General features: G+C 70.8%; 21 protein-coding genes. 6 read left to right on the forward strand and 15 right to left on the reverse strand.

Annotated elements, in window-relative coordinates; translation table 11 throughout:
- Positions 1 to 5 precede the first annotated feature (5 nt).
- A complete protein-coding gene (locus AC061S_RS05310) occupies positions 6 to 974 on the forward strand; it encodes a COX15/CtaA family protein (RefSeq protein ID WP_478684771.1) in 969 nt (322 codons plus the stop codon).
- A 46-nt stretch (positions 975 to 1,020) separates the two neighbouring features.
- Here AC061S_RS05310 and AC061S_RS05315 read toward each other — a convergent pair whose 3' ends face one another.
- The 3 genes from AC061S_RS05315 to AC061S_RS05325 form a co-directional block, all read right to left on the reverse strand.
- A complete protein-coding gene (locus AC061S_RS05315) occupies positions 1,021 to 2,136 on the reverse strand; it encodes an amidohydrolase family protein (RefSeq protein WP_478684660.1) in 1,116 nt (371 codons plus the stop codon).
- A gap of 142 nt (positions 2,137 to 2,278) precedes the next feature.
- On the reverse strand, positions 2,279 to 2,629 hold the full coding sequence (locus AC061S_RS05320) for a hypothetical protein (RefSeq protein WP_478684661.1): 351 nt from the start codon (positions 2,627 to 2,629) through the stop codon (positions 2,279 to 2,281).
- Between the two features lie 84 nt (positions 2,630 to 2,713).
- Complete coding sequence (locus tag AC061S_RS05325) at positions 2,714 to 3,661, reverse strand: heme o synthase (protein ID WP_250742345.1); 948 nt, start codon at positions 3,659 to 3,661, stop codon at positions 2,714 to 2,716.
- A 269-nt stretch (positions 3,662 to 3,930) separates the two neighbouring features.
- Here AC061S_RS05325 and tkt point away from each other — a divergent pair, with 269 nt between their 5' ends.
- From tkt to pgl, 5 genes are all read left to right on the forward strand, one after another.
- Entirely contained in the window at positions 3,931 to 6,033 is a 2,103-nt protein-coding gene (gene tkt, locus AC061S_RS05330) for a transketolase (protein WP_478684662.1), read from the forward strand.
- Between the two features lie 35 nt (positions 6,034 to 6,068).
- Positions 6,069 to 7,187: a transaldolase gene (gene tal / locus AC061S_RS05335; RefSeq protein ID WP_478684663.1), complete on the forward strand. Its 1,119-nt coding sequence runs from the start codon at positions 6,069 to 6,071 to the stop codon at positions 7,185 to 7,187.
- 5 nt (positions 7,188 to 7,192) lie between these two features.
- A complete protein-coding gene (gene zwf / locus AC061S_RS05340; RefSeq protein WP_250742320.1) occupies positions 7,193 to 8,722 on the forward strand; it encodes a glucose-6-phosphate dehydrogenase in 1,530 nt (509 codons plus the stop codon).
- Entirely contained in the window at positions 8,719 to 9,762 is a 1,044-nt protein-coding gene (gene opcA, locus AC061S_RS05345; RefSeq protein ID WP_478684664.1) for a glucose-6-phosphate dehydrogenase assembly protein OpcA, read from the forward strand. The genes zwf and opcA overlap by 4 nt, the downstream gene beginning before the upstream one ends.
- A 249-nt stretch (positions 9,763 to 10,011) precedes the next feature.
- Positions 10,012 to 10,794 (forward strand): 6-phosphogluconolactonase, encoded by a 783-nt coding sequence (gene pgl, locus AC061S_RS05350; protein WP_478684665.1) that lies wholly within the window; start codon positions 10,012 to 10,014, stop codon positions 10,792 to 10,794.
- 79 nt (positions 10,795 to 10,873) lie between these two features.
- On the opposite strand, the gene pgi is transcribed toward pgl, so the two are convergent.
- The 12 genes from pgi to AC061S_RS05410 all read right to left on the reverse strand — a co-directional run bounded on the left by pgi (position 10,874) and on the right by AC061S_RS05410 (position 26,060).
- Positions 10,874 to 12,526, reverse strand: a complete 1,653-nt coding sequence (pgi, locus tag AC061S_RS05355) for a glucose-6-phosphate isomerase (protein WP_478684772.1) — start codon at positions 12,524 to 12,526, stop codon at positions 10,874 to 10,876.
- A gap of 156 nt (positions 12,527 to 12,682) precedes the next feature.
- Entirely contained in the window at positions 12,683 to 13,018 is a 336-nt protein-coding gene (locus AC061S_RS05360) for an RNA polymerase-binding protein RbpA (RefSeq protein ID WP_007263454.1), read from the reverse strand.
- Between the two features lie 178 nt (positions 13,019 to 13,196).
- Complete coding sequence (secG, locus tag AC061S_RS05365; RefSeq protein ID WP_478684666.1) at positions 13,197 to 13,433, reverse strand: preprotein translocase subunit SecG; 237 nt, start codon at positions 13,431 to 13,433, stop codon at positions 13,197 to 13,199.
- A 142-nt stretch (positions 13,434 to 13,575) separates the two neighbouring features.
- On the reverse strand, positions 13,576 to 14,364 hold the full coding sequence (gene tpiA / locus AC061S_RS05370) for a triose-phosphate isomerase (RefSeq protein WP_478684667.1): 789 nt from the start codon (positions 14,362 to 14,364) through the stop codon (positions 13,576 to 13,578).
- Between the two features lie 6 nt (positions 14,365 to 14,370).
- A complete protein-coding gene (locus tag AC061S_RS05375) occupies positions 14,371 to 15,582 on the reverse strand; it encodes a phosphoglycerate kinase (protein WP_478684668.1) in 1,212 nt (403 codons plus the stop codon).
- A 140-nt stretch (positions 15,583 to 15,722) separates the two neighbouring features.
- Positions 15,723 to 16,727, reverse strand: a complete 1,005-nt coding sequence (gene gap, locus AC061S_RS05380) for a type I glyceraldehyde-3-phosphate dehydrogenase (RefSeq protein WP_243338363.1) — start codon at positions 16,725 to 16,727, stop codon at positions 15,723 to 15,725.
- A gap of 208 nt (positions 16,728 to 16,935) precedes the next feature.
- Positions 16,936 to 19,893 (reverse strand): M14 family metallopeptidase, encoded by a 2,958-nt coding sequence (locus tag AC061S_RS05385; protein ID WP_478684669.1) that lies wholly within the window; start codon positions 19,891 to 19,893, stop codon positions 16,936 to 16,938.
- A 158-nt stretch (positions 19,894 to 20,051) separates the two neighbouring features.
- Positions 20,052 to 21,053: a DNA-binding protein WhiA gene (gene whiA / locus AC061S_RS05390; RefSeq protein WP_112449750.1), complete on the reverse strand. Its 1,002-nt coding sequence runs from the start codon at positions 21,051 to 21,053 to the stop codon at positions 20,052 to 20,054.
- On the reverse strand, positions 21,044 to 22,114 hold the full coding sequence (locus AC061S_RS05395; protein ID WP_478684670.1) for a gluconeogenesis factor YvcK family protein: 1,071 nt from the start codon (positions 22,112 to 22,114) through the stop codon (positions 21,044 to 21,046). The genes whiA and AC061S_RS05395 overlap by 10 nt, the downstream gene beginning before the upstream one ends.
- The gene (gene rapZ / locus AC061S_RS05400; RefSeq protein WP_478684671.1) at positions 22,111 to 23,106 is read right to left on the reverse strand and encodes an RNase adapter RapZ; all 996 of its coding nucleotides are present in this window, start codon (positions 23,104 to 23,106) and stop codon (positions 22,111 to 22,113) included. The genes AC061S_RS05395 and rapZ overlap by 4 nt, the downstream gene beginning before the upstream one ends.
- Entirely contained in the window at positions 23,103 to 25,136 is a 2,034-nt protein-coding gene (uvrC, locus tag AC061S_RS05405; protein ID WP_478684672.1) for an excinuclease ABC subunit UvrC, read from the reverse strand. Before uvrC ends, rapZ begins: the two co-directional genes overlap by 4 nt.
- Positions 25,137 to 25,232: 96 nt before the next feature.
- A complete protein-coding gene (locus AC061S_RS05410) occupies positions 25,233 to 26,060 on the reverse strand; it encodes a hypothetical protein (protein ID WP_478684673.1) in 828 nt (275 codons plus the stop codon).
- Between the last annotated feature and the right edge of the window lie 2 nt (positions 26,061 to 26,062).

Raw genomic sequence — 26,062 nt, forward strand, 5'->3', positions numbered from 1 at the left:
GTACGATAAGCGCCGTGTTGACCCCCCTCGCATATCTCGCCCGCCGCTGGACGCCGTCACCCCGGACCGTCCAGCGGGCCGCGTTCGCAGCGGTGCTCATGAGCGTCGTCATCGTCGTCACCGGCGGCGCGGTGCGGCTGACCGGATCCGGTCTCGGCTGCGACACCTGGCCCAAGTGCACCGGCGACAGCCTGATCGTGACCCAGGAGCAGGGCTTCCACGGCGCCATCGAGTTCGGCAACCGCATGCTGACGTACGTGCTCTGCGCGGCCGTCGGCTGGGCGATCACCGCCGCCCGCTGCGCCAAGCCGTGGCGCCGCTCGCTGACCCGGCTCGGCTGGCTCCAGTTCGCCATCGTGATGGGCAACGCGGTCCTCGGCGGCATCACCGTACTGACGGGTCTCAACCCCTACAGCGTGGCCGGGCACTTCATGCTCGCCACCGCGCTGATCACCGTGACGACGATCACCTGGCAGCGCACCCGCGAGGGCGACGGCCCGGCCCGGCCGCGCGTGCCCGCTCCGGTGCGCAAGCTCTCGTGGGCGCTGCTCGCGGCCACCGTCATGCTGATCGCGGCGGGCACGGTGGTCACCGGTTCCGGTCCGCACGCCGGCGACAGCAGCGAGATCGAGCGGATGCCGTTCGACTGGTCGGCCACCGTCCACGTCCACGCGGTCTCCGCCTGGGTGGTGTGCGCGCTCGCCGTCGCGATGTGGCTGGTGCTGCGCGTGGTCGACGCCCCCGTGGACACCCGGGCGCGCGCCCGCGACCTGCTGATCGTGCTGCTCTCCCAGGGCGCCATCGGCTACCTCCAGTACTTCACCGACGTGCCCGAGGCCCTCGTGGCGGCCCACATGCTCGGCTCCTGCCTGGTGTGGATCTCGGTGCTCCGGGTGGCGCTGAGCCTGCGCGAGCGTCCGTCCGAGCAGGCCGGCAGCCCGGACCGGGACGACGCCCGGCTCGCCGCGGTCTGACCCGCTGACCCAGCGGGGGGAGCCGACCGCTCGTCAGCTCCGTTCGTCAGCGCCGCTCGTCCAGCCGGTACACGCGGCGGGCGTTGCCCGCCGCGACCATCGCCGCCACCCGCTCCGCGTCCCGCCAGGACCAGGAGCCGTCGGCGACCCAGCCGCCGAGCACCCGGCCGAGCGCCTCCCGGAAGACCAGCGCGCCCACCGCGTGCAGTTCGGGCAGTTGCCGTCCGCCGCCGGAGAACATCAGCTTCCCGAACGGCGCGGTCTCCAGGCACTCCGCCAGCACGGCGGCCGCCCGCGCCCCCACGGGCCCCGACGCCGCGCCGAGGTCGGCGTGGACGTGCGGGAAGGCCGCGGCCAGCCGCGCGGCCTGCCGGTGGTGGGGGTACCCGCCGAGCAGGACCAGCCGCGCCCCCAGCCCCTCGGTCGCCCGTACGAACCCGGTCAGCCGTTCCGGCTCCCCCGACGCCCCGCCCGTGTGCAGCTGGAGCGGCAGCCCGGAGGACACCGCGCTCCACGCCAGGTGCCGCAGGAGTACGGGATCCCGTACCGCCCCGCCCTTGGCACGCGCGGCCAGCCAGCGCCCGGCCGCGCCCCGCACCTCGCCCGGACCGGGCGGCTCGGGCGCGGCTTCGAGGGCCGCCCCCCAGGCCCGGGCCGCACTCCCCGCCGCGGCCCCGCAGGTGAACGCCACGGCCCCGGCGGCGGCGTGGTGGACCGCCCCCGCCAGGTTGGCCAGGAAGGCGGCCACGGTCCCGGAGGTGTCCGCCGCCTGCTCGGCCAGCAGCTCCAGCCGCACCAGCTCGTAGGCCTCCGCCCCGCCCGCCAGGGCCAGTTCCTTGGGCCCGGTGAGGTCCCCGGGCACCCCGGTGTCGACGAGCCGGGCACCGGCCCCGCAGCCGCACAGCAGCCGGCGGGCCGACTCGGCGGCGCCCAGCTCGCGCCGCCGGGCGAGGTAGCGGGCGGGGGAGCAGTGCGGTTCGAGGCCGAGCAGCGGCGGGCACCAGCGGCGCACCGCGAAGCCGGTCTGGGTGTCGAAGAAGGTGGTGCCGGCGGCGGGCGGGCCGGCGGCGGGGATCAGCTGGGCCTCGAAGGTGGCGAGTCCCAGCTCCGTGCGGAGCACTCCCTGGCAGTACTGGTCCACCAGGGGCGGCGTTTCGATCATCCGGGCATCCCGTTGCGGACGTGAGGAAGGGGCTTCCACACGTCCTAACGGGTGAGCGGGGTGTGAGGTGTTGCTCGCGCTGTTGACCGAGCGGGTGACGCGGAAACGATCAAGCCAATGATCAGGCCAATGATCAACCGGGTCAGGCCGTCGGGTTCGCGGTTCCGCCGAGCTGCATGCCGGCCATCCGGGACCACTCGTACGGCCCCGTCCGCACCCGCGCGGCGAACTCGCCGTCGAACTCCTCGTGGAGGGTCAGCCCGGCCTTCTCGGCCGCGAGCCGCGCGGTGTCGTACGTCGGGGCCACCAGGTCGCCCCAGCTCCCGTCGGTGCCGACGAGGACGATCCGGGTGCCCGCCTGGCCCATGTGCGCGAGGTTGCCCTCGGCGCCGCCGTGCTGCTTGGCGAACGCGCCGATCTGCTTGGCCAGCTTGGCGGCCGTACGGTCCTGCTTCTTGTCCGCCGTGGCGGCGGTCCCCTCGGTGTCTGCCATGGGCAGCATGCTACCGGCGAGTAACGAACGAAGGAAGCATGAACGAAGGAAGCAGGAACGAAGGAGGCATCGGCGAAGGAGGCATCAGCGGAGGAAGGGATCCACGGCGACGGCGACGAAGAGCAGCGACACGTAGGTGATCGACCAGTGGAACAGCCGCATCTCCTTGAGCTTCGCGCCCGTCACGCCCGACTTGGCGCGCGCGTTCAGCCCGTGCGCCTCCCACAGCCACCAGCCGCCGGCCACCAGGGCGACCGAGGTGTAGAACCAGCCGGTGTACCCCAGCGGGGTCAGCAGCAGCGAGACCGCGACCATCACCCAGCTGTAGAGGACGATCTGCTTGGCCACGGCCTTGTTGCCCGCCACGACCGGCAGCATCGGCACGCCGACGCGCGCGTAGTCGTCCTTCACCTTCATGGACAGCGGCCAGTAGTGCGGCGGCGTCCAGAAGAAGATGACGAGGAAGAGGATGACGGCGGCCCAGGAGACCTCGTTCTTCACCGCCGACCAGCCGATGAGCACCGGCATGCAGCCCGCGATGCCGCCCCACACGATGTTCTGCGAGGTGCGCCGCTTCAACAGCATCGTGTAGACGACGACATAGAAGAGGAGCGCGCCGAGCGCGAGCGCGGCCGACAGCCAGTTGATCAGCAGCCCGAAGAACAGGGTCGACGCGATCCCGAGGGTGATGCCGAAGACCAGGCACTCCCGCGGGCTGACCATGCCGGTCACCAGCGGGCGTCCCGAGGTCCGGTCCATCAGCGCGTCGATGTCGCGGTCGATGTACATGTTCAGCGCGTTGGCGCCACCCGCGGACAGGTAACCGCCGAAGCAGGTGGCGAGGACCAGCCACAGCGAGGGCACGCCCTGCTCGGCGAGGAACATCACCGGCACGGTCGTGATGAGCAGAAGCTCGATGATCCGCGGCTTGGTCAGTGCCACGAAAGCCATGGCCCGGGCCCCGAACGGCCGGTGGTTGGGGCTCGTCCCGAGCACCCCCGCTGGACGGGATTCGACGGCCGTCACGCACACCCCTGACAGAGAATCCAGCAAGCTCCGACGTGAACCCTTTTAAACATGAAGGTCCCGTAAAGGCTTGCGCGTACCACGCCACTCTAGACGTAGCCATTGGCTCGTCCCGCGCGGGGGTCGCCCCGTGTTGGTCCGATCGGCGCTCAGACGTCACGAGTGGACCGCGGGTACTCGAATAGCTGCACGCTGTGGCGGGGGTAGGCTCGGAATCGCGCCGGTGCACCGTTCGTCACCGGGACTAGACATGTGGAGAGGAGCCCTGACCCACGGTGAGCACCAAGCCGACGACCACAGAGCTCGACTGGACCGAATTGGACCAGCGTGCTGTCGACACCGCCCGGATCCTGGCCGCCGACGCGGTCCAGAAGGTCGGTAACGGCCACCCCGGTACGGCGATGAGCCTGGCCCCCGCCGCGTACACCCTCTTCCAGAAGGTGATGCGGCACGACCCGGCGGACCCGGAGTGGGTCGGCCGCGACCGTTTCGTGCTCTCCGCCGGTCACTCCTCGCTGACCCTCTACACCCAGCTGTACCTCGGCGGGTTCGGGCTCGAGCTGGACGACCTGAAGGCCTTCCGCACCTGGGGTTCCAAGACCCCGGGCCACCCGGAGTACGGCCACACTGCGGGCGTCGAGACCACCACCGGCCCGCTGGGCCAGGGCATCGCCAACGCCGTGGGCATGGCCATGGCCGCCCGCTACGAGCGCGGCCTGTTCGACCCCGAGGCCCCCACGGGCGCCTCCCCGTTCGACCACATGGTCTACGCGATCGCGGGCGACGGCTGCCTCCAGGAGGGCATCTCCCACGAGGCGTCCGCGCTGGCCGGCCACCAGAAGCTCGGCAACCTGGTGCTGCTGTGGGACGACAACCACATCTCCATCGAGGGCGACACGGAGACGGCCGTCTCCGAGGACACCCTGAAGCGCTACGAGGCCTACGGCTGGCACGTCCAGCGCGTCGCGCAGCAGGAGAACGGCGACCTCGACCCGAAGGCGCTGTTCGCCGCCCTGCAGGCCGCCAAGGCCGAGACGGAGCGCCCCTCCTTCATCGCGGCCCGCTCGATCATCGCCTGGCCGGCCCCGCACGCCCAGGGCACCGAGGCCTCGCACGGCTCGGCCCTCGGCAACGACGAGGTCGCCGCCACCAAGCGCGTGCTCGGCTTCGACCCGGAGCAGACCTTCGAGGTCTCCGACGAGGTCATCGCGCACACCCGAGCCCTCGGCGACCGGGGCCGCGAGGCCCGCGCCGCCTGGGAGAAGGAATTCTCCGCCTGGCGCACCGCCAACCCGGAGCGCGCCGCCGAGTTCGACCGCATCAACGCCAACGAGCTGCCCGCGGGCTGGGAGGACAAGCTCCCCGTCTTCGAGGCCGGCAAGGGCGTCGCCACCCGCGCCGCCTCGGGCAAGGTCCTCGAAGCGCTCGGCGCGGTCATCCCGGAGCTGTGGGGCGGCTCGGCCGACCTGGCCGGCTCCAACAACACGACCATCGACAAGAACTCCTCGTTCCTGCCGGTGGGCAACCCGCTGCCGGAGGCCGACCCGTACGGCCGCACCATCCACTTCGGCATCCGCGAGCACGCCATGGCCGCGGCCATGAACGGCATCGCCCTGCACGGCCACACGCGCGTCTACGGCGGCACCTTCCTGGTGTTCTCCGACTACATGCGCAACGCCGTGCGCCTCTCCGCGCTGATGCACGTGCCCGTCACCTACGTGTGGACGCACGACTCCATCGGCCTCGGCGAGGACGGCCCGACCCACCAGCCGGTCGAGCACGTCGCCGCGCTGCGCGCCATCCCGGGCCTGAACGTGGTCCGCCCGGCCGACGCGAACGAGACCGCCGTCGCCTGGCGCGAGATCCTCAAGCGCCACACCAAGGTCTTCGGCAAGGGCGCCCCGCACGGTCTGGCGCTGACCCGCCAGGGCGTGCCGACCTACGAGCGCAACGAGGACGCCGCCAAGGGCGGGTACGTGCTCTTCGAGGCGGCAGGCCCCGAGGGCGAGACCAGCCCCGCCGAGGTCGTCCTGATCGGCACCGGCTCCGAGGTCCAGCTCGCCGTCGCCGCGCGCGAGGCCCTGCAGGCCGAGGGCGTCCCGGCGCGGGTCGTCTCGATGCCGTCCGTCGAGTGGTTCGAGGAGCAGTCCCAGGAGTACAAGGACAGCGTCCTGCCGCCTTCGGTCACGGCGCGTGTCGCGGTCGAGGCCGGCATCGGCCTGACCTGGCACCGCTACGTCGGCGACGCCGGCCGGATCGTCTCGCTGGAGCACTTCGGTGCCTCGGCCGACGGCGCCGTGCTGTACCGCGAGTTCGGCCTGACCGCCGAAGCCGTGACCGCCGCCGCCCGCGAGTCGCTCGCCGCCGCCGCACGCTGACTCCCGCACCCAGACCAGTAGGAGATGCAATTCCCATGACAGACGCACTGAAGCGCCTTTCCGACGAGGGCGTGGCGATCTGGCTGGACGACCTGTCCCGCAAGCGGATCACGTCCGGCAACCTGGCCGAGCTCATCGACCAGCAGCACGTGGTCGGTGTCACCACCAACCCGGCGATCTTCCAGAAGGCGATCAGCGGGGGCGAGGGGTACGGGCAGCAGCTCGCCGACCTGGCCGCCCGCAAGGTCACCGTCGAAGAGGCGATCCGCATGATCACCACGGCGGACGTCCGCGACGCCGCCGACATCCTGCGCCCGGTCTACGACGCGACCGAGGGCCAGGACGGCCGGGTCTCGATCGAGGTCGACCCGCGCCTCGCCCACAACACCGCGGCGACCATCGCCGAGGCCAAGCAGCTCGCGTGGCTGGTGGACCGCCCGAACACGCTCATCAAGATCCCGGCGACCAAGGCCGGCCTGCCGGCGATCACCGAGGTCATCGGCAAGGGCATCAGCGTCAACGTCACGCTGATCTTCTCGCTGGAGCGCTACCGCGAGGTCATGGACGCGTACCTGGCGGGCCTGGAGAAGGCGAAGGCCGCGGGCCTGGACCTCTCCAAGATCCACTCGGTCGCCTCCTTCTTCGTGTCCCGCGTGGACTCCGAGATCGACAAGCGCCTGGACGCCGTCGGCACCGACGAGGCCAAGGCCCTCAAGGGCAAGGCGGCGCTCGCGAACGCCCGTCTGGCCTACGAGGCCTACGAAGAGGTCTTCTCCACCGAGCGCTGGGCGGCCCTGGACAAGGCGCACGCCAACAAGCAGCGCCCGCTCTGGGCCTCGACCGGCGTCAAGGACCCGGCGTACAAGGACACCCTGTACGTGGTGGACCTGGTCGCCCCCGGCACCGTGAACACCATGCCCGAGGGCACCCTCGAGGCCACCGCCGACCACGGCGTGGTCGAGGGCGACACCATCCGCGGCACGTACGAGCAGTCGCGCGCCGAGCTCGCCGCGGTCGCGAAGCTGGGCATTTCGTACGACGATGTGGTGCAGCTGCTCGAGGAAGAGGGCGTCGAGAAGTTCGCGGTGTCCTGGAACGACCTGCTGAAGTCGACCGAGGCGGAGCTTGAGCGCCTCGCCCCCACGGAGGCCTGAACACTTTGTCTGTAAACGGAGCGAACCCGCTTCGTGACGCACAGGACCGGCGGCTCCCGCGCATCGCGGGGCCGTCCGGCCTGGTCATTTTCGGCGTTACGGGTGACCTGTCGCGCAAGAAGCTGATGCCTGCCGTCTACGACCTCGCCAACCGCGGCCTGCTCCCGCCGGGCTTCTCGCTGATCGGCTTCGCCCGACGCGAGTGGCAGGACGAGGACTTCGCGCAGGAGGTTCACGACGCGGTCAAGCAGCATGCGCGCACCCCCTTCCGTGAAGAGGTCTGGCAGCAGCTCGTCCAGGGCTGCCGCTTCGTCCAGGGCGACTTCGACGACGACCAGGCGTTCGAGACGCTGAAGTCGACGATCGAGGAGCTGGACAAGGCGCAGGGCACCGGCGGCAACTTCGCCTTCTACCTGTCCGTCCCGCCGAAGTTCTTCCCCAAGGTCGTCGCCCAGCTCAAGAAGCACGGGCTGGCGGACCAGAAGGAGGGCTCCTGGCGGCGCGCGGTCATCGAGAAGCCGTTCGGGCACGACCTGACCAGTGCACAGGAGCTCAACCAGCTCGTGCACGACGTCTTCCCGCCCAACGAGGTCTTCCGGATCGACCACTACCTGGGCAAGGAGACCGTCCAGAACATCCTGGCGCTCCGCTTCGCCAACACGATGTTCGAGCCGATCTGGAACCGGTCGTACGTCGACCACGTGCAGATCACCATGGCCGAGGACATCGGCATCGGCGGCCGGGCCGGCTACTACGACGGCATCGGCGCGGCCCGCGACGTCATCCAGAACCACCTGCTCCAGTTGCTGGCGCTCACGGCGATGGAGGAGCCCGGCTCCTTCCACCCCAAGGCGCTGGTGGCCGAGAAGCTCAAGGTGCTGACCGCCGTGGAGCTGCCCGAGGACCTGGGCAAGCACACCGTGCGCGGCCAGTACTCGGCTGCGTGGCAGGGCGGCGAGAAGGTCGTCGGGTACCTCGAAGAGGACGGCATCGACCCCAAGTCGAAGACCGACACCTACGCGGCGATCCGCCTGGAGATCAACAACCGCCGCTGGGCGGGCGTCCCGTTCTACCTGCGGACGGGCAAGCGCCTGGGCCGCCGGGTGACCGAGATCGCGGTCGTCTTCAAGCGGGCCCCGTACCTTCCGTTCGAATCGGGCGCGACCGAGGAGCTGGGGCAGAACGCCCTGGTCATCCGGGTCCAGCCGGACGAGGGCGTGACGGTGCGCTTCGGTTCCAAGGTTCCGGGCACCTCCATGGAGGTCCGCGACGTGACGATGGACTTCGCCTACGGCGAGTCCTTCACGGAGTCGAGCCCCGAGGCCTACGAGCGGCTGATCCTCGACGTGCTGCTGGGTGACGCGAACCTGTTCCCGCGCCACCAGGAGGTCGAGCTGTCCTGGAACATCCTCGACCCGATCGAGCGGTACTGGGACACGCACGGCAAGCCCGCGCAGTACCCGTCGGGCACCTGGGGACCGGTCGAGGCGGACGAGATGCTCGCACGAGACGGACGGAGCTGGCGCCGGCCATGAAGATCGATCTCACGGAGACCAACTCCAGCAAGATCAACGCCTCGTTGGTGCAGGCGCGCCGGGACATCGGCACGCCGGCCATCGGGATGGTGCTCACGCTGGTGATCGTGACCGACGAGGAGAACGCGTACGACGCGCTCAAGTCGGCGAACGACGCGTCCCGCGAACACCCTTCGCGGATCGTCGTCGTCATCAAGCGGGTCAGCCGCTCGCCGCGCAGCCGCCGCGATGCCCGTCTCGACGCGGAAGTCCGCGTGGGGACGGACTCCGGCACCGGCGAGACGGTCGTGCTCCGCCTGCACGGCGAACTGGTCGACCACGCCCAGTCGGTGGTTCTCCCGCTGCTCCTCCCGGACGCGCCCGTCGTCGTCTGGTGGCCGGAGGGCGCTCCGCAGGACTTGGCGGGCGACCCCCTGGGGGCGCTCGGCCAGCGCCGGATCACGGACACCTACTCCACCGAGGAACCGATCGGGGCGCTCGGCAGCCGGGCGGCGGCGTACGCGCCCGGGGACACGGACCTGTCCTGGACCCGGATCACCCCGTGGCGCTCCATGCTGGCGGCGGCGCTCGACCAGCAGGTCCACTCGGTGTCCTCGGCGACGGTCGAGGGCGAGGACGACAACCCGAGCTGCGAGCTGCTGGCGATGTGGCTCGCGGACCGGCTCCAGGTCCCCGTCAAGCGCACCTCCTCGGCGGGCCCCGGGCTCACCGCGGTCCGCCTGGAGACCAAGGACGGCGAGATCGTCCTGGACCGGGCGGACGGGGCCCTGGCCACGCTGTGCATGCCGGGGCAGCCGGACCGTGCGGTGGCGCTGAAGCGCCGCGACACGGCCGAGCTGCTGGCGGAGGAACTCCGCCGCCTGGACCCGGACAACACCTACGAGGCCTCGCTGAAGTTCGGCGTGGCCCGCCTGGCCCCCACGGACGGACCGGCGCCCGCGAAGCCGGCTCCCGCGAAGGCGGATGCCCCGGCCAAGGCGGATGCCCCGGCCGCGAAGCCGGCTCCGGCGAAGCCGGCCAAGAAGGCCGCGGCGAAGTAGTACACAGGCCGCTGCGCGGGGCAGTCCCCTACCCGCCCTTCCACCGTTCCCTGGGGCTCCGCCCCGGACCCCGCGCCTCAAACGCCGGCGAGGCTGGATGTACTCAGCCCGTCCGGCGTTTGAGGACCGGGGTCTGGGGCGGAGCCCCAGGAAACGGCGAAAGGGCGGGGCGGGGAGCAGCTCCGCGCAGCGGCGTCCGCACCCGCACCACACGACCCCGAACTACCGACAAGGCGGCAGCACATGGGTATGACGACTCCCCAGGTTGTCGTCCACCGGGACAAGGAGCTGATGGCCCAGGCCGCGGCCGCCCGGCTGATCACGAAGATCGTGGACGCACAGGCCGCCCGCGGCACCGCGTCCGTGGTCCTCACCGGCGGCCGCAACGGCAACGGCCTGCTCGCCGCACTGGCCGCGGCCCCGGCCCGGGACGCCATCGACTGGGCGCGGATCGACCTGTGGTGGGGCGACGAGCGCTACGTGCCCGCCGACGACCCCGAGCGCAACCACGTCCAGGCCCGTGTGGCCCTCCTGGACTCCGTCCCGGTGGATCCCGCGCGGGTCCACGCCATGCCCGCCTCCGACGGCCCGTACGGGGTCGACGTGGACGCGGCGGCCGCCTCCTACGCGGCGGAGCTCCTCAAGGCCTCCGGCCCCGAGGACCACGGCCCGGTCCCCCGCTTCGACGTCCTGATGCTGGGCGTCGGCCCCGACACGCACGTGGCCTCGCTGTTCCCGGAGCACCCGGCGTCCCGCGAGACCGAGCGCACGGTCGTCGGCGTGCACGGCGCGCCCAAGCCGCCGCCGACCCGGATCTCGCTCACCCTCCCGGCGATCCGGGCGGCCCGCGAGGTCTGGCTCCTGGCGGCCGGCGAGGACAAGGCCGGAGCGGTGGCGATCGCGCTGGGCGGAGCGGGCGAGGTCCAGGCGCCGGCGGCCGCGGCGTACGGCCGCTCCCGCACCCTGTGGCTCCTCGACCGCGCGGCGGCCGCAAAGCTCCCGCCGGCCATGTACCCCCCGGCCTCCGCCTGACCCCGTACGACGCGCACGACGCGAAAGGGCCAGCCCTCCCCACGGAGAGCGGGCCCTTTCGTCGTCGGACGGGCCGGGGTCAGCGGCCCCGCAGCGAGCGGTACGCGGCCACCAGCGCGCGCGTCGACGCGTCCAGGCCGGGTACCTCCGTGCCTTCGGTGAGCGCCGGCTCGACCCGCTTGGCCAGGACCTTCCCGAGCTCCACGCCCCACTGGTCGAAGGAGTCGATGTTCCAGACCGCGCCCTGGACGAACACCTTGTGCTCGTAGAGCGCGATCAACTGGCCCAGGACCGCCGGAGTGAGCTCGGTCGCCAGGATCGTGGTCGTCGGGTGGTTGCCCGCGAAGGTCTTGTGCGGGACCAGCGGCTCGGCGACGCCCTCCGCCCGGACTTCGTCCGCCGTCTTGCCGAAGGCCAGCGCCTGCGTCTGCGCGAAGAAGTTCGCCATCAGCAGGTCGTGCTGGGCCGCCAGCGCCGGCGCCAGTTCGGCCACCGGCCGCGCGAAGCCGATGAAGTCGGCCGGGATCACCCGGGTGCCCTGGTGGATCAACTGGTAGTAGGCGTGCTGGCCGTTGGTGCCGGGCGTGCCCCACACCACCGGCCCGGTCTGCCAGTCCACCGGGTTGCCCTCGCGGTCCACCGACTTGCCGTTGGACTCCATGTCCAACTGCTGCAGGTACGCGGTGAACCGGGAGAGGTAGTGGCTGTACGGGAGCACCGCGTGCGACTGGGCATCGAAGAAGGCCCCGTACCAGATCCCCAACAGGCCCAGCAGCAGCGGTGCGTTCTCCTCGGGCGGCGCCGTGCGGAAGTGCTCGTCCATGGCGTGGAACCCGCCGAGCAGTTCACGGAAGGCCTCCGGGCCGATCGCCACCATCAGCGAGAGGCCGATCGCGGAGTCGAAGGAGTAGCGCCCGCCGACCCAGTCCCAGAACTCGAACATGTTGGCCGTGTCGATGCCGAACCCGGAGACCTTCTCCTCGTTGGTCGACAGTGCCACGAAGTGCCGTGCCACGGCGGCCTGGTCGCCGCCCACGCCCGCGAGCAGCCACGCGCGCGCCGAGGTGGCGTTGGTGATGGTCTCGATCGTCGTGAAGGTCTTCGACGCGATGATGAACAGCGTCTCGTGCGGGTCCAGGTCCCGCACGGCCTCGTGCAGGTCGGCGCCGTCCACGTTGGACACGAAGCGCAGGGTCAGGCCCCGGTCGGAGAAAGCGCGGAGCGCCTCGTACGCCATCGCCGGACCGAGGTCGGAGCCGCCGATGCCGATGTTGACGATGTTCTTGATGCGCTTGCCGGTGGAGCCGGTCCACTCCCCCGACCGGATCCGGCGGGCGAAGCCCGCCATCTTGTCGAGGACCGCGTGGACGCCGGGTACGACGTTCTCCCCGTCCACCACGACGACCGCGTCGGCCGGTGCGCGCAGCGCGGTGTGCAGCACCGCCCGGTCCTCGGTCGTGTTGATCTTCTCGCCCCGGAACATGGCCTCGCGCAGCTCGGACACGCCGGTCGCGGCGGCCAGTTCGCGCAGCAGCGCCAGCGTCTCGTCGGTCACGAGGTGCTTCGAGTAGTCGATGTGCAGGTCTCCGACCCGCAGGGTGTAGCCGGCGCCCCGGCCCGGATCCGCCTCGAACAGCTCCCGCAGATGCGTCTGCCCCAGCTCGTCCCGGTGCTTGCCGAGTGCGGCCCACTCCGGCATCCGATTGAGCCTCGTACGGCTGTCTGCGTTCATCTCGGACATCAACCCACTTCCTGTCCTGTCGTGCCCCGCCGGTTCCAACCTAAGGGATGGGAAGGGGCACAACCGACACAAAGCGGCCCGGCCCGCAGGAGAGAAGTCTCCTGCGGGCCGGGCCGGATGCCACTTCGGTCGTTCGGTGGGGACGCGTCAGATCTCGCCGCGCAGCTTGGCGAGCGCCTCGGCGAGGATCGCCTCACCGTCGGCGTCCGTCCGCCGCTCCCTTACGTACGCCAGGTGCGTCTTGTACGGCTCGGTGCGCGGCGGCGCGGGCGGGTTGTCCCGGTCCTGGCCGGCCGGGAACCCGCAGCGCGGGCAGTCCCAGGTATCCGGCACCTGCGCGTCGCTGGCGAAGCTCGGCTGCGTCTCGTGCCCGTTCGAGCACCAGAAGGAGATGCGCAGGCGGGGCGCGGACTCGCCGCGCTCGGCCTCGCCCATCGGCCCCGCTCCGACCCGACTACCACGGATCGCGTTGCCACTTGCCACGGTCGTAACTCCCTGCGTGATGGTGCCGCGAAACGTGAGTGGATTCCGTCGCGGGCGCCCAAGTCTACGTAAGGCCCAACGCCCGTCCAGGAGTGGAGTTACCCATTCCAGACAAGAACGCCGGACCTCATGATAGGCCGGGGGGAGCCGACCGGACTGCCGGAATGGCCAGAACGGTTCAGCTGCCGGACTTCATGAGCAGACCGAGTGCGACGATGCACGCGAACCAGAGCAGACCGACCACCACGGTGATGCGGTCGAGGTTGCGCTCCGCGACCGAGGAGCCGCCGACCGACGACTGCATACCGCCGCCGAACATGTCGGAAAGACCGCCGCCCTTGCCCTTGTGCATCAGCACGAGCAGCATCAGCAGGGCGCTGAAGACGACCAAGGCGATCTCGAACCCCAAAATCACGGCTGATTCCTACTTTCTGGGCTTACTGGCTTTCGGCTTTCCCGCATTGCCGATTATGAGCACGGGGGCCGGCAGCTCGTCCAGCCTGCCGGCCCCCGCAAGGGTACGACGGATCCGTCCTACCGCATACTCACGATGAACGTCACTGGTCGCGGAACCGGACGATCTTCACGAACTCGTCCGCGTCCAGCGCCGCGCCGCCGATCAGGGCGCCGTCGACGTCGGGCTGGGCCATGATCGCGGCGATGTTGCCGGACTTGACCGAGCCGCCGTACTGGATGCGGACCTTGTCGGCCAGCTCCTGCGAGTAGAGCTCCGCGAGACGGACGCGGATGGCACCGCAGACCTCCTGCGCGTCCTCGGGGGTGGCGACCTCGCCGGTGCCGATCGCCCAGACGGGCTCGTACGCGATCACGATGGACTCGACCTGCTCGGCCGGGACGTCCTTGAGGCCGCCGTCGAGCTGCTTCAGCGTGTACTGGACCTGCTGGCCGGCCTTGCGGATGTCCAGGCCCTCGCCGACGCACAGGATGGGCGTGATCCCGTGCTTGTAGGCGGCCTTGACCTTGGCATTGCAGATCTCGTCGCTCTCGCCGTGGTACTGGCGGCGCTCGCTGTGGCCGACGGCCACGAACGTGCACTTCAGCTTCGACAGCATCGGTCCGGAGATCTCGCCGGTGTAGGCGCCGGAGTCGTGGGCCGAGATGTCCTGGGCGCCGTACTTGATCTTCAGCTTGTCGCCGTCGACCAGGGTCTGGACCGAGCGGAGGTCGACGAAGGGCGGCAGGACCGCGACCTCGACGAAGTCGTAGTCCTTGTCGGCCAGCGCGAAGGCGAGCTTCTGGACGTGGGCGATGGCCTCGAGGTGGTTGAGGTTCATCTTCCAGTTGCCCGCCATCAGCGGGGTACGGCCGGCGGTGTTCTCAGTCATCAGGGTTCAGACCTCCAGTGCGGCGAGGCCGGGGAGCGTCTTGCCCTCGAGGTACTCGAGGGAGGCGCCGCCACCGGTCGAAATGTGGCCGAAAGCGTTCTCGTCGAAGCCGAGCGTGCGCACGGCGGCGGCCGAGTCGCCACCGCCGACGACGGTGAAGGCGCTGCTGTCGACGAGGGCCTGCGCGATGGCGCGGGTGCCGCCGGCGTAGTCGGGGTGCTCGAAGACGCCCACGGGGCCGTTCCAGAAGACGGTCTCGGCGTCGGCGATCTTCGAGGCGTACAGCTCGCGGGTCTTGGGACCGATGTCCAGACCCTCCTGGTCGGCGGGGATCTTGTCCGCGTCGACGGTGATGAAGTCCGCCGGGGCCTTGGTCTTCAGGTCCGGGAAGTCCTTGGAGGCGAGGATGTCGACGGGGAGGACCAGCTCGACACCGTTCTTCTCGGCGCGCTCCATGTACTCCTTGACGACGTCCACCTGGTCCTTCTGGAGCAGGGAGATGCCGACCTCGTAGCCCTTGGCGTAGAGGAAGGTGTACGCCATGCCGCCGCCGATGAGGAGGCGGTCGGCCTTGCCGAGCAGCTCGTCGATGACGGCGAGCTTGTCGGAGACCTTGGCGCCGCCGAGGATGACCACGTACGGGCGCTTGACCTCGGCGGTCAGCTTCTTCAGGACGCCGACCTCGGTGGCGATGAGGTAGCCGGCCGCGTGCGGGAGGCGCGCGGGGAGGTCGAAGACCGAGGCGTGCTTGCGGTGGACAGCGCCGAAGCCGTCGCCGACGTAGATGTCGGCCAGCTCGGCGAGCTGGTCCGCGAAGGCGCCGCGCTCGGCGTCGTCCTTGGCGGTCTCACCGGCGTTGAAGCGCAGGTTCTCGATGACGGCGACCTGGCCGTCGGCGAGGCCGGCCACGGTCTCCTTGGCGGAGGCCCCGACCGTGTCGGTGGCGAACGCGACGTCCACGGCCAGCAGCTCGCCGAGGCGGGCGGCGGCGGGCGCCAGCGAGAAGGCCGGGTCCGGGGCGCCCTTGGGGCGGCCCAGGTGCGAGGCCACGACCACGCGGGCGCCGGCCTCGGCGAGCTTCGCGATGGTGGGCTGCACGGCGCGGATGCGGCCGTCGTCGGTGATCTCACCGTTCGAGAGCGGCACGTTGAGGTCCGCGCGTACGAAGACACGCTTGCCGGACACGCCCTCGGCGAGAAGTTCGTCGATCGTCTTCATGCTGTTTTCTACTCCTTTTCCCAGCCCAGGACTCTACCCGGACGGGGTGAGAGGGGTACGAGGCAAGCAACAGGGCCCGTACAGCGCTTCGTCGCGCTGCCCGAGCCCCGGTGCTCACATCGTGGTGCCTGCCTTGGTGCTTAGAGCTGACCGCCGACGAACACGGTCAGGTCGACGAGGCGGTTGGAGTAGCCCCACTCGTTGTCGTACCAGCCGATGACCTTGACGCTCTTGCCCTGGACCATCGTCAGGGAGGAGTCGAAGGTGCAGGAGTACGGCCAGTTCACGATGTCGGAAGAGACGATCGCGTCCTCGGTGTAGTCCAGGATGCCCTTGAGCTGGCCCTGAGAGGCCTTCTGGAAGGCCGAGTTGACCTCGTCCTTGGTGACTTCGCGCTCCAGCTCGATGACCAGGTCGGTCACGGAACCGGTGGGGACCGGGACGCGCATCGCGATGCCGTCGAGCTTGCCCGCCAGCTCCGGGATGACCAGCGCGGTGGCCTTGGCGGCACCGGTGGTGGTCGGGATGATGTTCTCGGCGGCCGCGCGCGCCCGGCGCAGGTCCGAGTGCGGGAAGTCCAGGATGCGCTGGTCGTTCGTGTACGCGTGGACCGTCGTCATCATGCCCTTGACGATGCCGAAGTTCTCCAGGAGGACCTTGGCCATCGGCGCCACGCAGTTGGTGGTGCAGGAGGCGTTGGAGATGACGTGGTGGTTGGCCGCGTCGTACTTCTCCTGGTTGACGCCCATCACGATCGTGATGTCCTCGTCCTTGGCCGGAGCCGAGATGAGGACCTTCTTCGCGCCGGCCGCGATGTGCTTGGCGGCGTCGGCCTTCTTGGTGAAGATGCCGGTCGACTCGATGACGATGTCGGCGCCCAGCTCGCCCCAGGGGAGGTTCGCGGGGTCGCGCTCGGCAAAGGTCTTGAAGGTGTTGCCACCGACGGTGATGGTGTCGTCGGTGTGGCTGACCTCGGCCTTGAGGCGGCCCAGGATCGTGTCGTACTTGAGGAGGTGAACCAGGGTTGCGTTGTCAGTCAGGTCGTTGACACCGACGATCTCGATGTCCGCTCCCTGCTCCAGGAGCGCCCGGAAGTAGTTGCGGCCAATTCGGCCAAAACCATTGATGCCTACGCGGATCGTCACGAACCGATCTCCTCGTTGGTGCGCCGGCCTGTCCGCCAGCGAGCTGTATGGGATGTCCCCGACCGCTTACGACACTACCTCTCCGTGAGCTTCGGAGTGACATCGAGCATCCTGAGACACGCCCCGAAGCCCCGCACTCCAAGACGGGTACGGGACCTCGGGGACTTTGTGCCCGGTCACTCACGGTGAGCCCGGTCGGGGCCTTTGATCAGTGGTTCAGCGAGCGGAGTGCCTTACCGACGAGTACGGCGCGGTCGGCCGCGGCCGGCACGTGTTCCAGACCGAAGCCCAGGAGCACGGTGTCACGCGTAGTGACGGAGGCGTAGGACTTGAACAGTTCGCCCGACCGGGACCAATCGCCCGGAACATCAGGGCTTCCGGCAGGTGCGCCCTGGGCGGTCCAGACGCCGAACGAGGACTCGAAGCCCTCGGCCGCCTGGTCGGTGCCGCCGAGCGATACGCGGGCCTCGTCCGCGAAGACTCCGCGGCCGCCCGAGCCCGGGTCGGTGATGTAGGCGAGGGAGACCTCCACGGTCTTGCCCGCGTACGCGCTCAGGTCGAAGGAGACCTGCTTCCAGCCGCCGGAGGAGGCGGTGAAGGAGTTCCAGGTGCCGGTGGTGCCCTGCGGGGTGCAGCCGCCCGCGTCGAGGGTGAGGTAGCGGCGCAGGAACGGGTGGCCGTTGATGAAGAACCCGGCCCCGCACTCCTCGGGAACGGTGGTGGTGGTCAGGCCGCCCAGCTCGGGCAGCGTGGTCCAGTCGTCGCCGCCCGCGGTACGGGACTCCAGGACGGCGTGGTCGTAGCCCTCCTCGGTGTTCCAGTTCAGCGCCATCCTGAGCTTGGGCTGGTCGGCCGCGGTGACCCCGGTGAGGTCAATGGTGCGGGTGAGGCGCTTCCAGTCGTCGTCCGCGTGCGTGGCCGAGGCCATCGAGGCGCCTGCGTACGGGGCGTACGGGTTCACGACTCCGGCGTACTGGCCCGACTGCGCGCTCTTGAACTGCGGGAACTGCGCGGCGGGCAGGGTGTCGGAGGTGACCGTGTAGGAGCCCGGGCGGTCGAGCGGGTTGCCCGAGGCGTCGCCGAGGGCGCCCTTGGCCCCGGTCAGGGAGCCCGCGCCGGTGAAGCCGGTGGGGCCGGTGACCCCGGCGCGGCCGTAGGCCCCGAGGAAGTACTGGCTGAAGTCGTTGGTCACGGCGCGGCCGACCTGGGCGTTGCCGCCCGCCAGCTCGCCGGCCTCGATCAGCTTGCCGCCCTCGTTGAGGAAGTCCCGAACCGCCAGCTGGGTGTCACCGCCCGGGGACTTGGCCCCGGTGTAGTGGACGGCCGTACGGAAGTGGGAGAGCGCTCCGAGGTGGTGCGGGGCGCCCTGGACGGCCACGTCCCAGACCGCCGCGCTCTTGCCGTTGGCGCGCAGGGCGTCGACGTAGGACTGCGCGTGCTGCGCCGGGGCGCCCTCCTCGGCGATCACCAGCACGTCGGCGCGCGGCCGCTCGGCCACCGTGTAGGTGAAGTGCTCGCTGGAGACCTGCTTGCCGCGGTCGCGGCCGGTGAACCAGACCTCGACCTTGTCGCCGGGCTTGGTGCCGTCGACTTCGGCCCGGTACTCGTCGAACCAGTTGTTGTCCTCGCCGCCGTAGACCTCACCGCCCTTCCAGGCCTCGAGGTCCTCGTCGTGGGTGCGGCCCCCGTTGATCCGATAGTTCAGTTCCTTGTCCTTCAGCGCCTTGCGGGCCGTGACGGCGACCTCCTGGTCCTCGCCGCGGGCCGCGTAGGAGGTGGTGAAGGGGTCGAGGGTGAAGTCCGCGGCGGTCAGGCCCAGGGAGGACTTCGGCTGGTCCGGACGCTCGGCGCTCTCGCCCACGGAGAGCGCGAAGTTGATGTTCTTGGCGAACTCGGCCTGGATGAGCTTCTCGTCGTCCGGGAAGTTGAAGCCGGAGGCGCAGTCCTCGGGCTTCCACTGGTCGTCCGGGTCGATCGCGGAGGCCGTCTGGCAGGTGGTCATCTCCGGCGTGAACATCATCATGCCGTTGGCGTTGGCGGCATGGCCGTCGGCCTCGCCGTTGGTGGTGTAGAGCTCGGAGGAGACCTGCGGGTAGTAGCCGGGGACCGCCGGGTTCTCCGGGGTGCCGGCGAGCGCCTCGTAGGCGACGTCGTCGGGGGTGGGGGTGGCCACCTGCCAGCCCACGCCGTACAGGATCAGTTCGGCCGCGGAGTGGTAGTTGATGCCGTAGTCGAAGCCGATGCGCTTCTGGAACGTGTCGAGGGCGACGGTCTCGGGCTCGGAGGAGGCCTTGGCGCCGCGGTAGGTCTCGCTCGACGGGTTGGGCGAGGAGCCCTCGTTGTCGTAGCCCCACTTGTAGGTGAAGTTGCGGTTGAGGTCGACGCCGTCGCCCGCGGTGATCTTGCCGTCGGCGTTGTTGTCGCGCAGGTTCTTGCGCCACAGCCGCCGGCCGTCGGGGGCGAAGGTGTAGTCGTAGCCGTCGGGGTTGGCGGAGAGCAGGAACCACAGCTCGGTGGAGTCCACCAGCTTGGTGACCCGCGCGTCCTTGCCGTAGTTGTCGAGGGTGTGGTGCATCAGCCGCCGGGTCATCTCGGGGGTGATCCACTCACGGGCGTGCTGGTTGGACATGTACAGCGTGGAGGGCTTGGCGCCGTCCCTGGACTTCTTGGCGTTCTTCGTGACCTTCAGGGCGAGGATGTCCTTGCCCTGGACGGTCTTGCCGATGGAGACGACCTTGGTGAGGCCCGGGTTCTCCTGGGCGGTGCGCAGGATCTCCTCCTGGAGCCCGCCCTTGCCGCTGTACGGGCGGAAGACGCCGTCGCCGGCCGCCAGCGAGCGCGCCGCGGCATTGGCCTCGACCTTGCGCTCGGCGAGCGTGATCCCCTGGGCCGCCAGCTCCTTGGCCTGACCGCCGGTGAGGAAGAGCTCGACCTTGGCGGTCCCGGTCTCCGGGGCGCGCTCGGAGAGCTCGTGCGCGTCCTGCCCGGCCGCCAGGACCAGCGGGACCTGCTCCTTGGTGATGTCGGCGTCGTAGACCCGCACCTCGTCGGCGGCGGACGTGCCCGCCGCACCGGGCTGGGGCTGGGCCGCTGCGGGTAGTGCGGCGAGTGTGGTGCCGAAGACGAATGCGCTTGCGGCGAGGATCGATCTCGCGCGGTGCCTCATGTGCCCCCCTGGGCGTCGTCTGCCACGAAAGCTCCCGTCTGCCACGAAAGCTTCGGACGACAGGCTCACGACCAGCCCATGCTCATGTCAATGGGGCATACCGGAAAGGGGCCCGCACGAGTGATCGTGCGGGCCCCTTTCGGAGGCACTGTTCCCGCTCAGCCGGCCATGTTGTCGGCCAGTTCCTCGCTGTCGCTGAGGTCGAGGTTCGACTCGGTGCCCGGGATTCCGAGGTCCTGGGCCCGCTTGTCGGCCATCGCCAGCAGGCGGCGGATCCGGCCCGCGACCGCATCCTTGGTCAGCGGCGGGTCGGCGAGCGCGCCCAACTCCTCCAGGGAGGCCTGCTTGTGCTCCATGCGCAGCCGGCCGGCCGCGGCGAGGTGCTCGGGGACCTCCTCGGCGAGGATCTCCAGGGCTCGCTGGACCCGGGCTCCGGCGGCCACCGCGGCCCGCGCCGAGCGGCGCAGGTTGGCGTCGTCGAAGTTGGCGAGGCGGTTGGCGGTGGCACGGACCTCGCGCCGCATCCGCCGCTCCTCCCAGGCCAGCACCGAGTCGTGGGCGCCGAGCCGGGTGAGCAGGGCGCCGATGGCGTCCCCGTCCCGTACGACGACCCGGTCCACGCCGCGGACCTCACGGGCCTTCGCGGCGATGGAGAGCCGGCGGGCGGCGCCGACCAGGGCCAGGGCGGCCTCCGGACCGGGGCAGGTGACCTCCAGGGAGGAGGAACGCCCCGGCTCGGTCAGCGAGCCGTGGGCCAGGAAGGCCCCGCGCCAGGCCGCCTCTGCGTCACAGGTGGCCCCGGAGACCACCTGCGGGGGCAGACCCCGGATCGGACGGCCGCGGCCGTCCACGAGGCCGGTCTGGCGGGCGAGCTGGTCGCCTCCGGCGACCACGCGGACCACGTACCGGTTGCCCCGGCGCAGACCGCCCGGAGCCATGATCACGAGATCCGAGGAGTGCCCGAAGATCTCCAGAATGTCCTTGCGCAGGCGGCGGGCCGCGATCCCCGCGTCCAGTTCCGCCTCGATGACGATCCGGCCGCTCACCAGGTGCAACCCGCCCGCGAACCGAAGGATCGCCGAGACCTCCGCCTTCCTGCAGCAGGTGCGGGTGACAGGCAGGCGGGCGATCTCATCCTTCACCGCGGGCGTCATCGCCATGGGCCGATCCTTCCATGCATCCGAAAAATACGGTCGTACGCGGCGGCGAGCAGCTCCGGATCATGCTTCGGAGAGCCGTCCTGCCTGGCAACCGGCGCCAGCTCGACCGCGGCGCCGAACCGTTTTGCGGCATCGGCGAGGGACTCGCGATCGGGCACGGCAGCCTGATCGGCCAGCACCACGTCCAGGGCGAGTTTAGGGGCGTGTCGGGCCAAAACCTCCAAATGACGCTGCGGAGAGAAGCCCTCTGTTTCGCCGGGTTGTGGTGCGAGGTTCAGCGAGAGCACCCTTCTGGCCTTGGTCTCGACCAGCGCGTCGAGCAGTTCGGGCACCAGCAGGTGCGGAATCACCGACGAGAACCAGGACCCCGGACCGAGCACCACCCAGTCCGCGTCGAGCACCGCCGCGACCGCCTCCGGCACCGCCGGCGGGTCGCTCGGCACCACCTGTACGGAGAGCACCTCGCCGGGGGTCAGCGCCACGGTGGCCTGCCCCCGTACGGTGTCCACGTCCTCGGGGCGGGCCGGATCGTGGCCCTTGACCAGGGCCTGGAGCTCCAGCGGGACCGCCGACATCGGCAGCACCCGGCCCTGGGCGCCGAGCAGCCTGCCGACGAGGTCCAGGGCCTGGACGGGGTCGCCGAGCTGTTCCCACAGGGCGACGATCAGCAGGTTGCCGACCGCGTGCTCGTGCAGGTCGCCCTGGGACTGGAAGCGGTGCTGGATGACCCGCGACCAGGTCTGGCCCCAGTCGTCGTCACCGCACAGCGCGGCCAGCGCCTTGCGCAGGTCGCCGGGCGGCAGGACCCCGAGCTCCTCGCGGAGCCTGCCGCTGGAGCCGCCGTCGTCGGCGACGGTGACGACGGCGGTCAGCTCGCCCGTGATCCGGCGCAGGGCGGTCAGCGAGGCCGAGAGGCCCATGCCGCCGCCGAGCGCCACGACCTTGGGAGAGGCCACCGCGGGGGCCTCGCCGCGGCGCAGGCCCGTGCGGCCCGCGCCGTCCTCGCCCTTGCCGGTGGTGAGCCGGCGCAGGCGGCGGAGCCGCATGGTACGTCCGGTCACTCGCGCCCCATGTCCCTGTGGACGACGACGGTCTCGACTCCTTCGGAGGCGAGGCGGGCGGCGAGCTTCTCCGACATGGCGACGCTGCGGTGCTTGCCGCCGGTACAGCCGACCGCGATGGTCACGTACCGCTTGCCCTCGCGTCGGTAGCCGGTGGCGATGAGCTGGAGCAGCTCGGTGTACCGGTCGAGGAACTCCTTGGCGCCGGGCTGGCTGAAGACGTAGCCCGACACCTCCTCGTTCAGGCCGGTGAAGGGGCGCAGCTCCGGGACCCAGTGCGGGTTGGGGATGAAGCGGCAGTCGACGACGAGGTCGGCGTCGACGGGGAGCCCGTACTTGTAGCCGAAGGACATGACGGTGGCCCGCAGCTCGGGCTCCTCGTCGCCGGCGAACTGGGCGTCCATCTTGGCGCGCAGCTCGTGCACGTTCAGGCTGGAGGTGTCGATGACCAGGTCGGCGTCGCCGCGCAGCTCGCGCAGCAGGTCGCGCTCGGCGGCGATGCCGTCGACGATGCGGCCGTCGCCCTGGAGCGGGTGCGGGCGGCGGACCGACTCGAAGCGGCGGACGAGGGCGTCGTCCGAGGACTCCAGGAAGACGATCCGCCGGGTGACCCCGCGGGTCTCCAGGTCGGCGAGGGATTCGCGCAGCGCGTCGAAGAACTGGCGGCCGCGGACGTCGACGACGACGGCGATGCGCGCCACGTTGCCCTGCGAGCGGGCGCCGAGTTCCACCATGGTGGTGATCAGCGCCGGCGGGAGGTTGTCGACGACGAACCAGCCGAGGTCCTCCAGGCACTTGGCCGCCGTACTGCGGCCGGCCCCGGACATTCCGGAGATGATCACCAGCTCGGGGATGGCCGCCTCGGCGGTATCTCCGGGCTCCACTGTCGTGCCCGTACTCACCTGTGCTCCGTCTCGGTCGTACTCGGATGCGATGTCACGTCCGGAATCCTGCTCGGATCCTCGGTCGTGCCGGGTTTCGCGCTCGGTCATTGCTCGGTCCCCCGATCGGATGCTGCTCCCGCGGACGCGGGGGTCTCATCCTCAATGATCTCCCCGGTCGCCGTATTGACGGCGGGACCGGCGGGAACCGCCTGGGCGAGGGCCACGGCCACGGTCTCGGCCGTCTTGCGGCCTATGCCCGGGACCTCGCAGATCTGGTCGATTGTCGCCTGTCTCAGCTTTTTCACCGAACCGAAGTGCTTGATCAGGGCCAGCCTGCGGCTCTCGCCGAGCCCGGGGACCTCGTCGAGGGGGCCGGCCTTCAGGCGTTTGCCGCGCTTGTTGCGCTGGTACTGGATGGCAAACCGGTGGGCTTCGTCACGGACCCGCTGGAGCAGGTACAGGCCCTCGCTGCTGCGGGGCAGCACCACCGGGTCGTCCTCCCCGGGCAGCCAGACCTCCTCCAGGCGCTTGGCGAGGCCGCACACGGCGACGTCGTCGATCCCCAGCTCCTCCAGGGCCCGCTTGGCGGCGGCCACCTGGGGCTGCCCGCCGTCGACGACGACGAGCTGCGGCGGGTACGCGAAGCGCCTGGGGCGCCCGTCGTCCTCGGCGGCGTCCTGTGCGACTTCCCCGCCATCTGCGGCCCCGGGGGACTCGGGTGACCACTCCCCCGTCTTCAGCTTCTCCTGGAGATAGCGGCGGAAACGCCGGGAGACCACCTCGTGCATGGAGCGGACGTCGTCCTGCCCCTCGAAGGATTTGATCTGGAAGCGCCGGTACTCGCCCTTGCGCGCCAGCCCGTCCTCGAAGACGACCATCGAGGCCACGACGTCGTCGCCCTGCAGGTGGGAGATGTCGAAGCACTCGATGCGCAGCGGCGCGCCGTCCAGCTCCAGCGCCTCGGCGATCTCCTCCAGGGCCCGCGAGCGGGTGGTGAGGTCGGCGGCGCGCTTGGTCTTGTGCAGGGCGAGGGACTGCTGGGCGTTGCGGTGGACGGTCTCCATCAGCGCCTTCTTGTCCCCGCGCTGCGGGATGCGCAGGCTCACCTGCGACCCGCGCCGCTCGGCGAGCCACTGGCTCAGGGCCGGGGTGTCCTCGGGGAGCGCCGGGACCAGCACCTCCTTGGGGACGGCCTCGCCCTTCTCCTCCCCGTACAGCTGCTGGAGGGCGTGCTCGACCAGCCCGGCGGTGTCGACGGCCTCGACCTTGTCGGTGACCCAGCCGCGCTGGCCGCGGACCCGGCCGCCGCGGACGTGGAAGATCTGCACGGCCGCTTCGAGCTCGTCCTCGGCGACGGCGAACAGGTCGGCGTCGGTGGCGTCGGCGAGTACGACCGCGTTCTTCTCCATCGCCCGGCGCAGGGCCCCTATGTCGTCGCGCAGCCGGGCGGCCTTCTCGTACTCCATCTCCTCCGCGGCCTCGTGCATCTGCTGTTCGAGGCGGGTGAGGTAGGTGCCGGTGCGGCCGGCCATGAAGTCGCAGAAGTCCTCGGCGAGTTCCCGGTGCTCCTCGGGGGTGACCCGGCCGACGCAGGGCGCGGAGCACTTGCCGATGTAGCCGAGCAGGCAGGGGCGGCCGATCTGCGCGGACCGCTTGAACACCCCTGCGGAGCAGGTGCGGACGGGGAAGACCCGGAGCATCAGGTCGACGGTCTCGCGGATGGCCCAGGCGTGCCCGTACGGGCCGAAGTAGCGCACGCCCTTCTTCTTGGGCCCGCGCATGACCTGGACCCGCGGATAGTCCTCGTTCATGGTGACCGCGAGGGAGGGGTAGCTCTTGTCGTCCCGGTACTTGACGTTGAACCTGGGGTCGAACTCCTTGATCCAGGAGTATTCGAGCTGGAGCGCCTCGACCTCGGTGGAGACCACGGTCCACTCGACGGAGGCGGCCGTGGTCACCATGGTGGCGGTACGGGGGTGCAGCCCGGCGAGGTCCTGGAAGTAGCTGGCCAGCCGTTGGCGCAGGCTCTTGGCCTTCCCGACGTAGATCACCCGGCGGTGCTCGTCGCGGAATTTGTAGACCCCCGGGGAGTCGGGGACCTGTCCCGGCTCGGGGCGGTAGCTGGAAGGGTCGGCCATGCCAACCACCCTACTGTCGCCCGCCGACAACCGGGCCGCGGCCCCGCAGGGCCCGGCCGCCCGGCAGGCGGCCGGGCGGCCGGGCCCCTCGGGTGGCTACGCCCGCACCACCCGCTGCCGCCGGGCGCGCCGCGCGGCCACCGCGCCGGCCGCGCCCAGCGCCAGAGCCACGGCTCCGGCGGTCATCGGGAGTCCGGCGAGGGCGGACCCCGTCGTGGTCGTGGCCGACGCCGTCGTGGCCGTGGCTTCCGTGGCCGTGGCTTCCGTGGGGGCGAAGCCACCGGCCTTCCCGGACTTGCCGTAGGCGGAGCCCGGCAGCTTGTCCCCGTAGGCCTGCACGACCCTCGTCCGGTAGGCGGCCAGGGTCGTTCCCTGCACGCCGACGGCGGTCGCCGCGTCCTCGTCCAGGGGCAGCACCCGCTCGCCGCCGGCCACGTACCAGGCGTCGATCTGCGGTTCGCGGAACACGGTTCCGCCGGGGAGTTTCGCCGCGCCGAGCCGTGCGTAGCGGAACTCGTCGTCGCCGGTGGCGATGTTCACCACCTGCCAGCCCGCTTCGGTCTTCGCGGTCCACAGGGCAGCCTGCTGGCCGTCCGAGGAGACGGCCTTGCTGGCGAGGAACTCCAGCCGGGCCACGCCCGCGCCCGCCTTCCCCGCAACGAAGTCCGGCGAGAGGTGGTGCACGGGAACCGTCTCGCCCTCGATGCGGGGCTGCGCGGCGGTGAGCGAGACCTTGCCCTCGCGGGCGAAGAAGCGGGACAGAGTGGCGAGGGTGTCGGGGGCCGCCGCCCTGCGCCCTGCGGCGGCCAGGTTCTCGGCGGTGGCGTTCTGGGGCTGCGGAACGGGCGCCGCGGACGCCTGGGTGGGGGCCAGGGCCAGTACGGCGGTCGCGGCGACGGCCGCGGCGGCGAGACGTGGATTCATGA

The organism is Streptomyces sp. CA189 (assembly GCF_056428985.1).

Excerpts from the sequence above, each read along its gene's own strand:
- rapZ (WP_478684671.1), bottom strand. The coding sequence starts at position 23,106 with ATGACCGAGCGCGAAACCCGGCACGACCGAGGATCCGAGCAGGATTCC.
- tal (WP_478684663.1), top strand. The coding sequence starts at position 6,069 with ATGACAGACGCACTGAAGCGCCTTTCCGACGAGGGCGTGGCGATCTGG.
- AC061S_RS05410 (WP_478684673.1), bottom strand. The coding sequence starts at position 26,060 with ATGAATCCACGTCTCGCCGCCGCGGCCGTCGCCGCGACCGCCGTACTG.
- pgl (WP_478684665.1), top strand. The coding sequence starts at position 10,012 with ATGACGACTCCCCAGGTTGTCGTCCACCGGGACAAGGAGCTGATGGCC.
- whiA (WP_112449750.1), bottom strand. The coding sequence starts at position 21,053 with ATGGCGATGACGCCCGCGGTGAAGGATGAGATCGCCCGCCTGCCTGTC.
- AC061S_RS05385 (WP_478684669.1), bottom strand. The coding sequence starts at position 19,893 with ATGAGGCACCGCGCGAGATCGATCCTCGCCGCAAGCGCATTCGTCTTC.
- AC061S_RS05320 (WP_478684661.1), bottom strand. The coding sequence starts at position 2,629 with ATGGCAGACACCGAGGGGACCGCCGCCACGGCGGACAAGAAGCAGGAC.
- AC061S_RS05375 (WP_478684668.1), bottom strand. The coding sequence starts at position 15,582 with ATGAAGACGATCGACGAACTTCTCGCCGAGGGCGTGTCCGGCAAGCGT.
- tpiA (WP_478684667.1), bottom strand. The coding sequence starts at position 14,364 with ATGACTGAGAACACCGCCGGCCGTACCCCGCTGATGGCGGGCAACTGG.
- opcA (WP_478684664.1), top strand. The coding sequence starts at position 8,719 with ATGAAGATCGATCTCACGGAGACCAACTCCAGCAAGATCAACGCCTCG.
- AC061S_RS05315 (WP_478684660.1), bottom strand. The coding sequence starts at position 2,136 with ATGATCGAAACGCCGCCCCTGGTGGACCAGTACTGCCAGGGAGTGCTC.
- pgi (WP_478684772.1), bottom strand. The coding sequence starts at position 12,526 with ATGAACGCAGACAGCCGTACGAGGCTCAATCGGATGCCGGAGTGGGCC.
- uvrC (WP_478684672.1), bottom strand. The coding sequence starts at position 25,136 with ATGGCCGACCCTTCCAGCTACCGCCCCGAGCCGGGACAGGTCCCCGAC.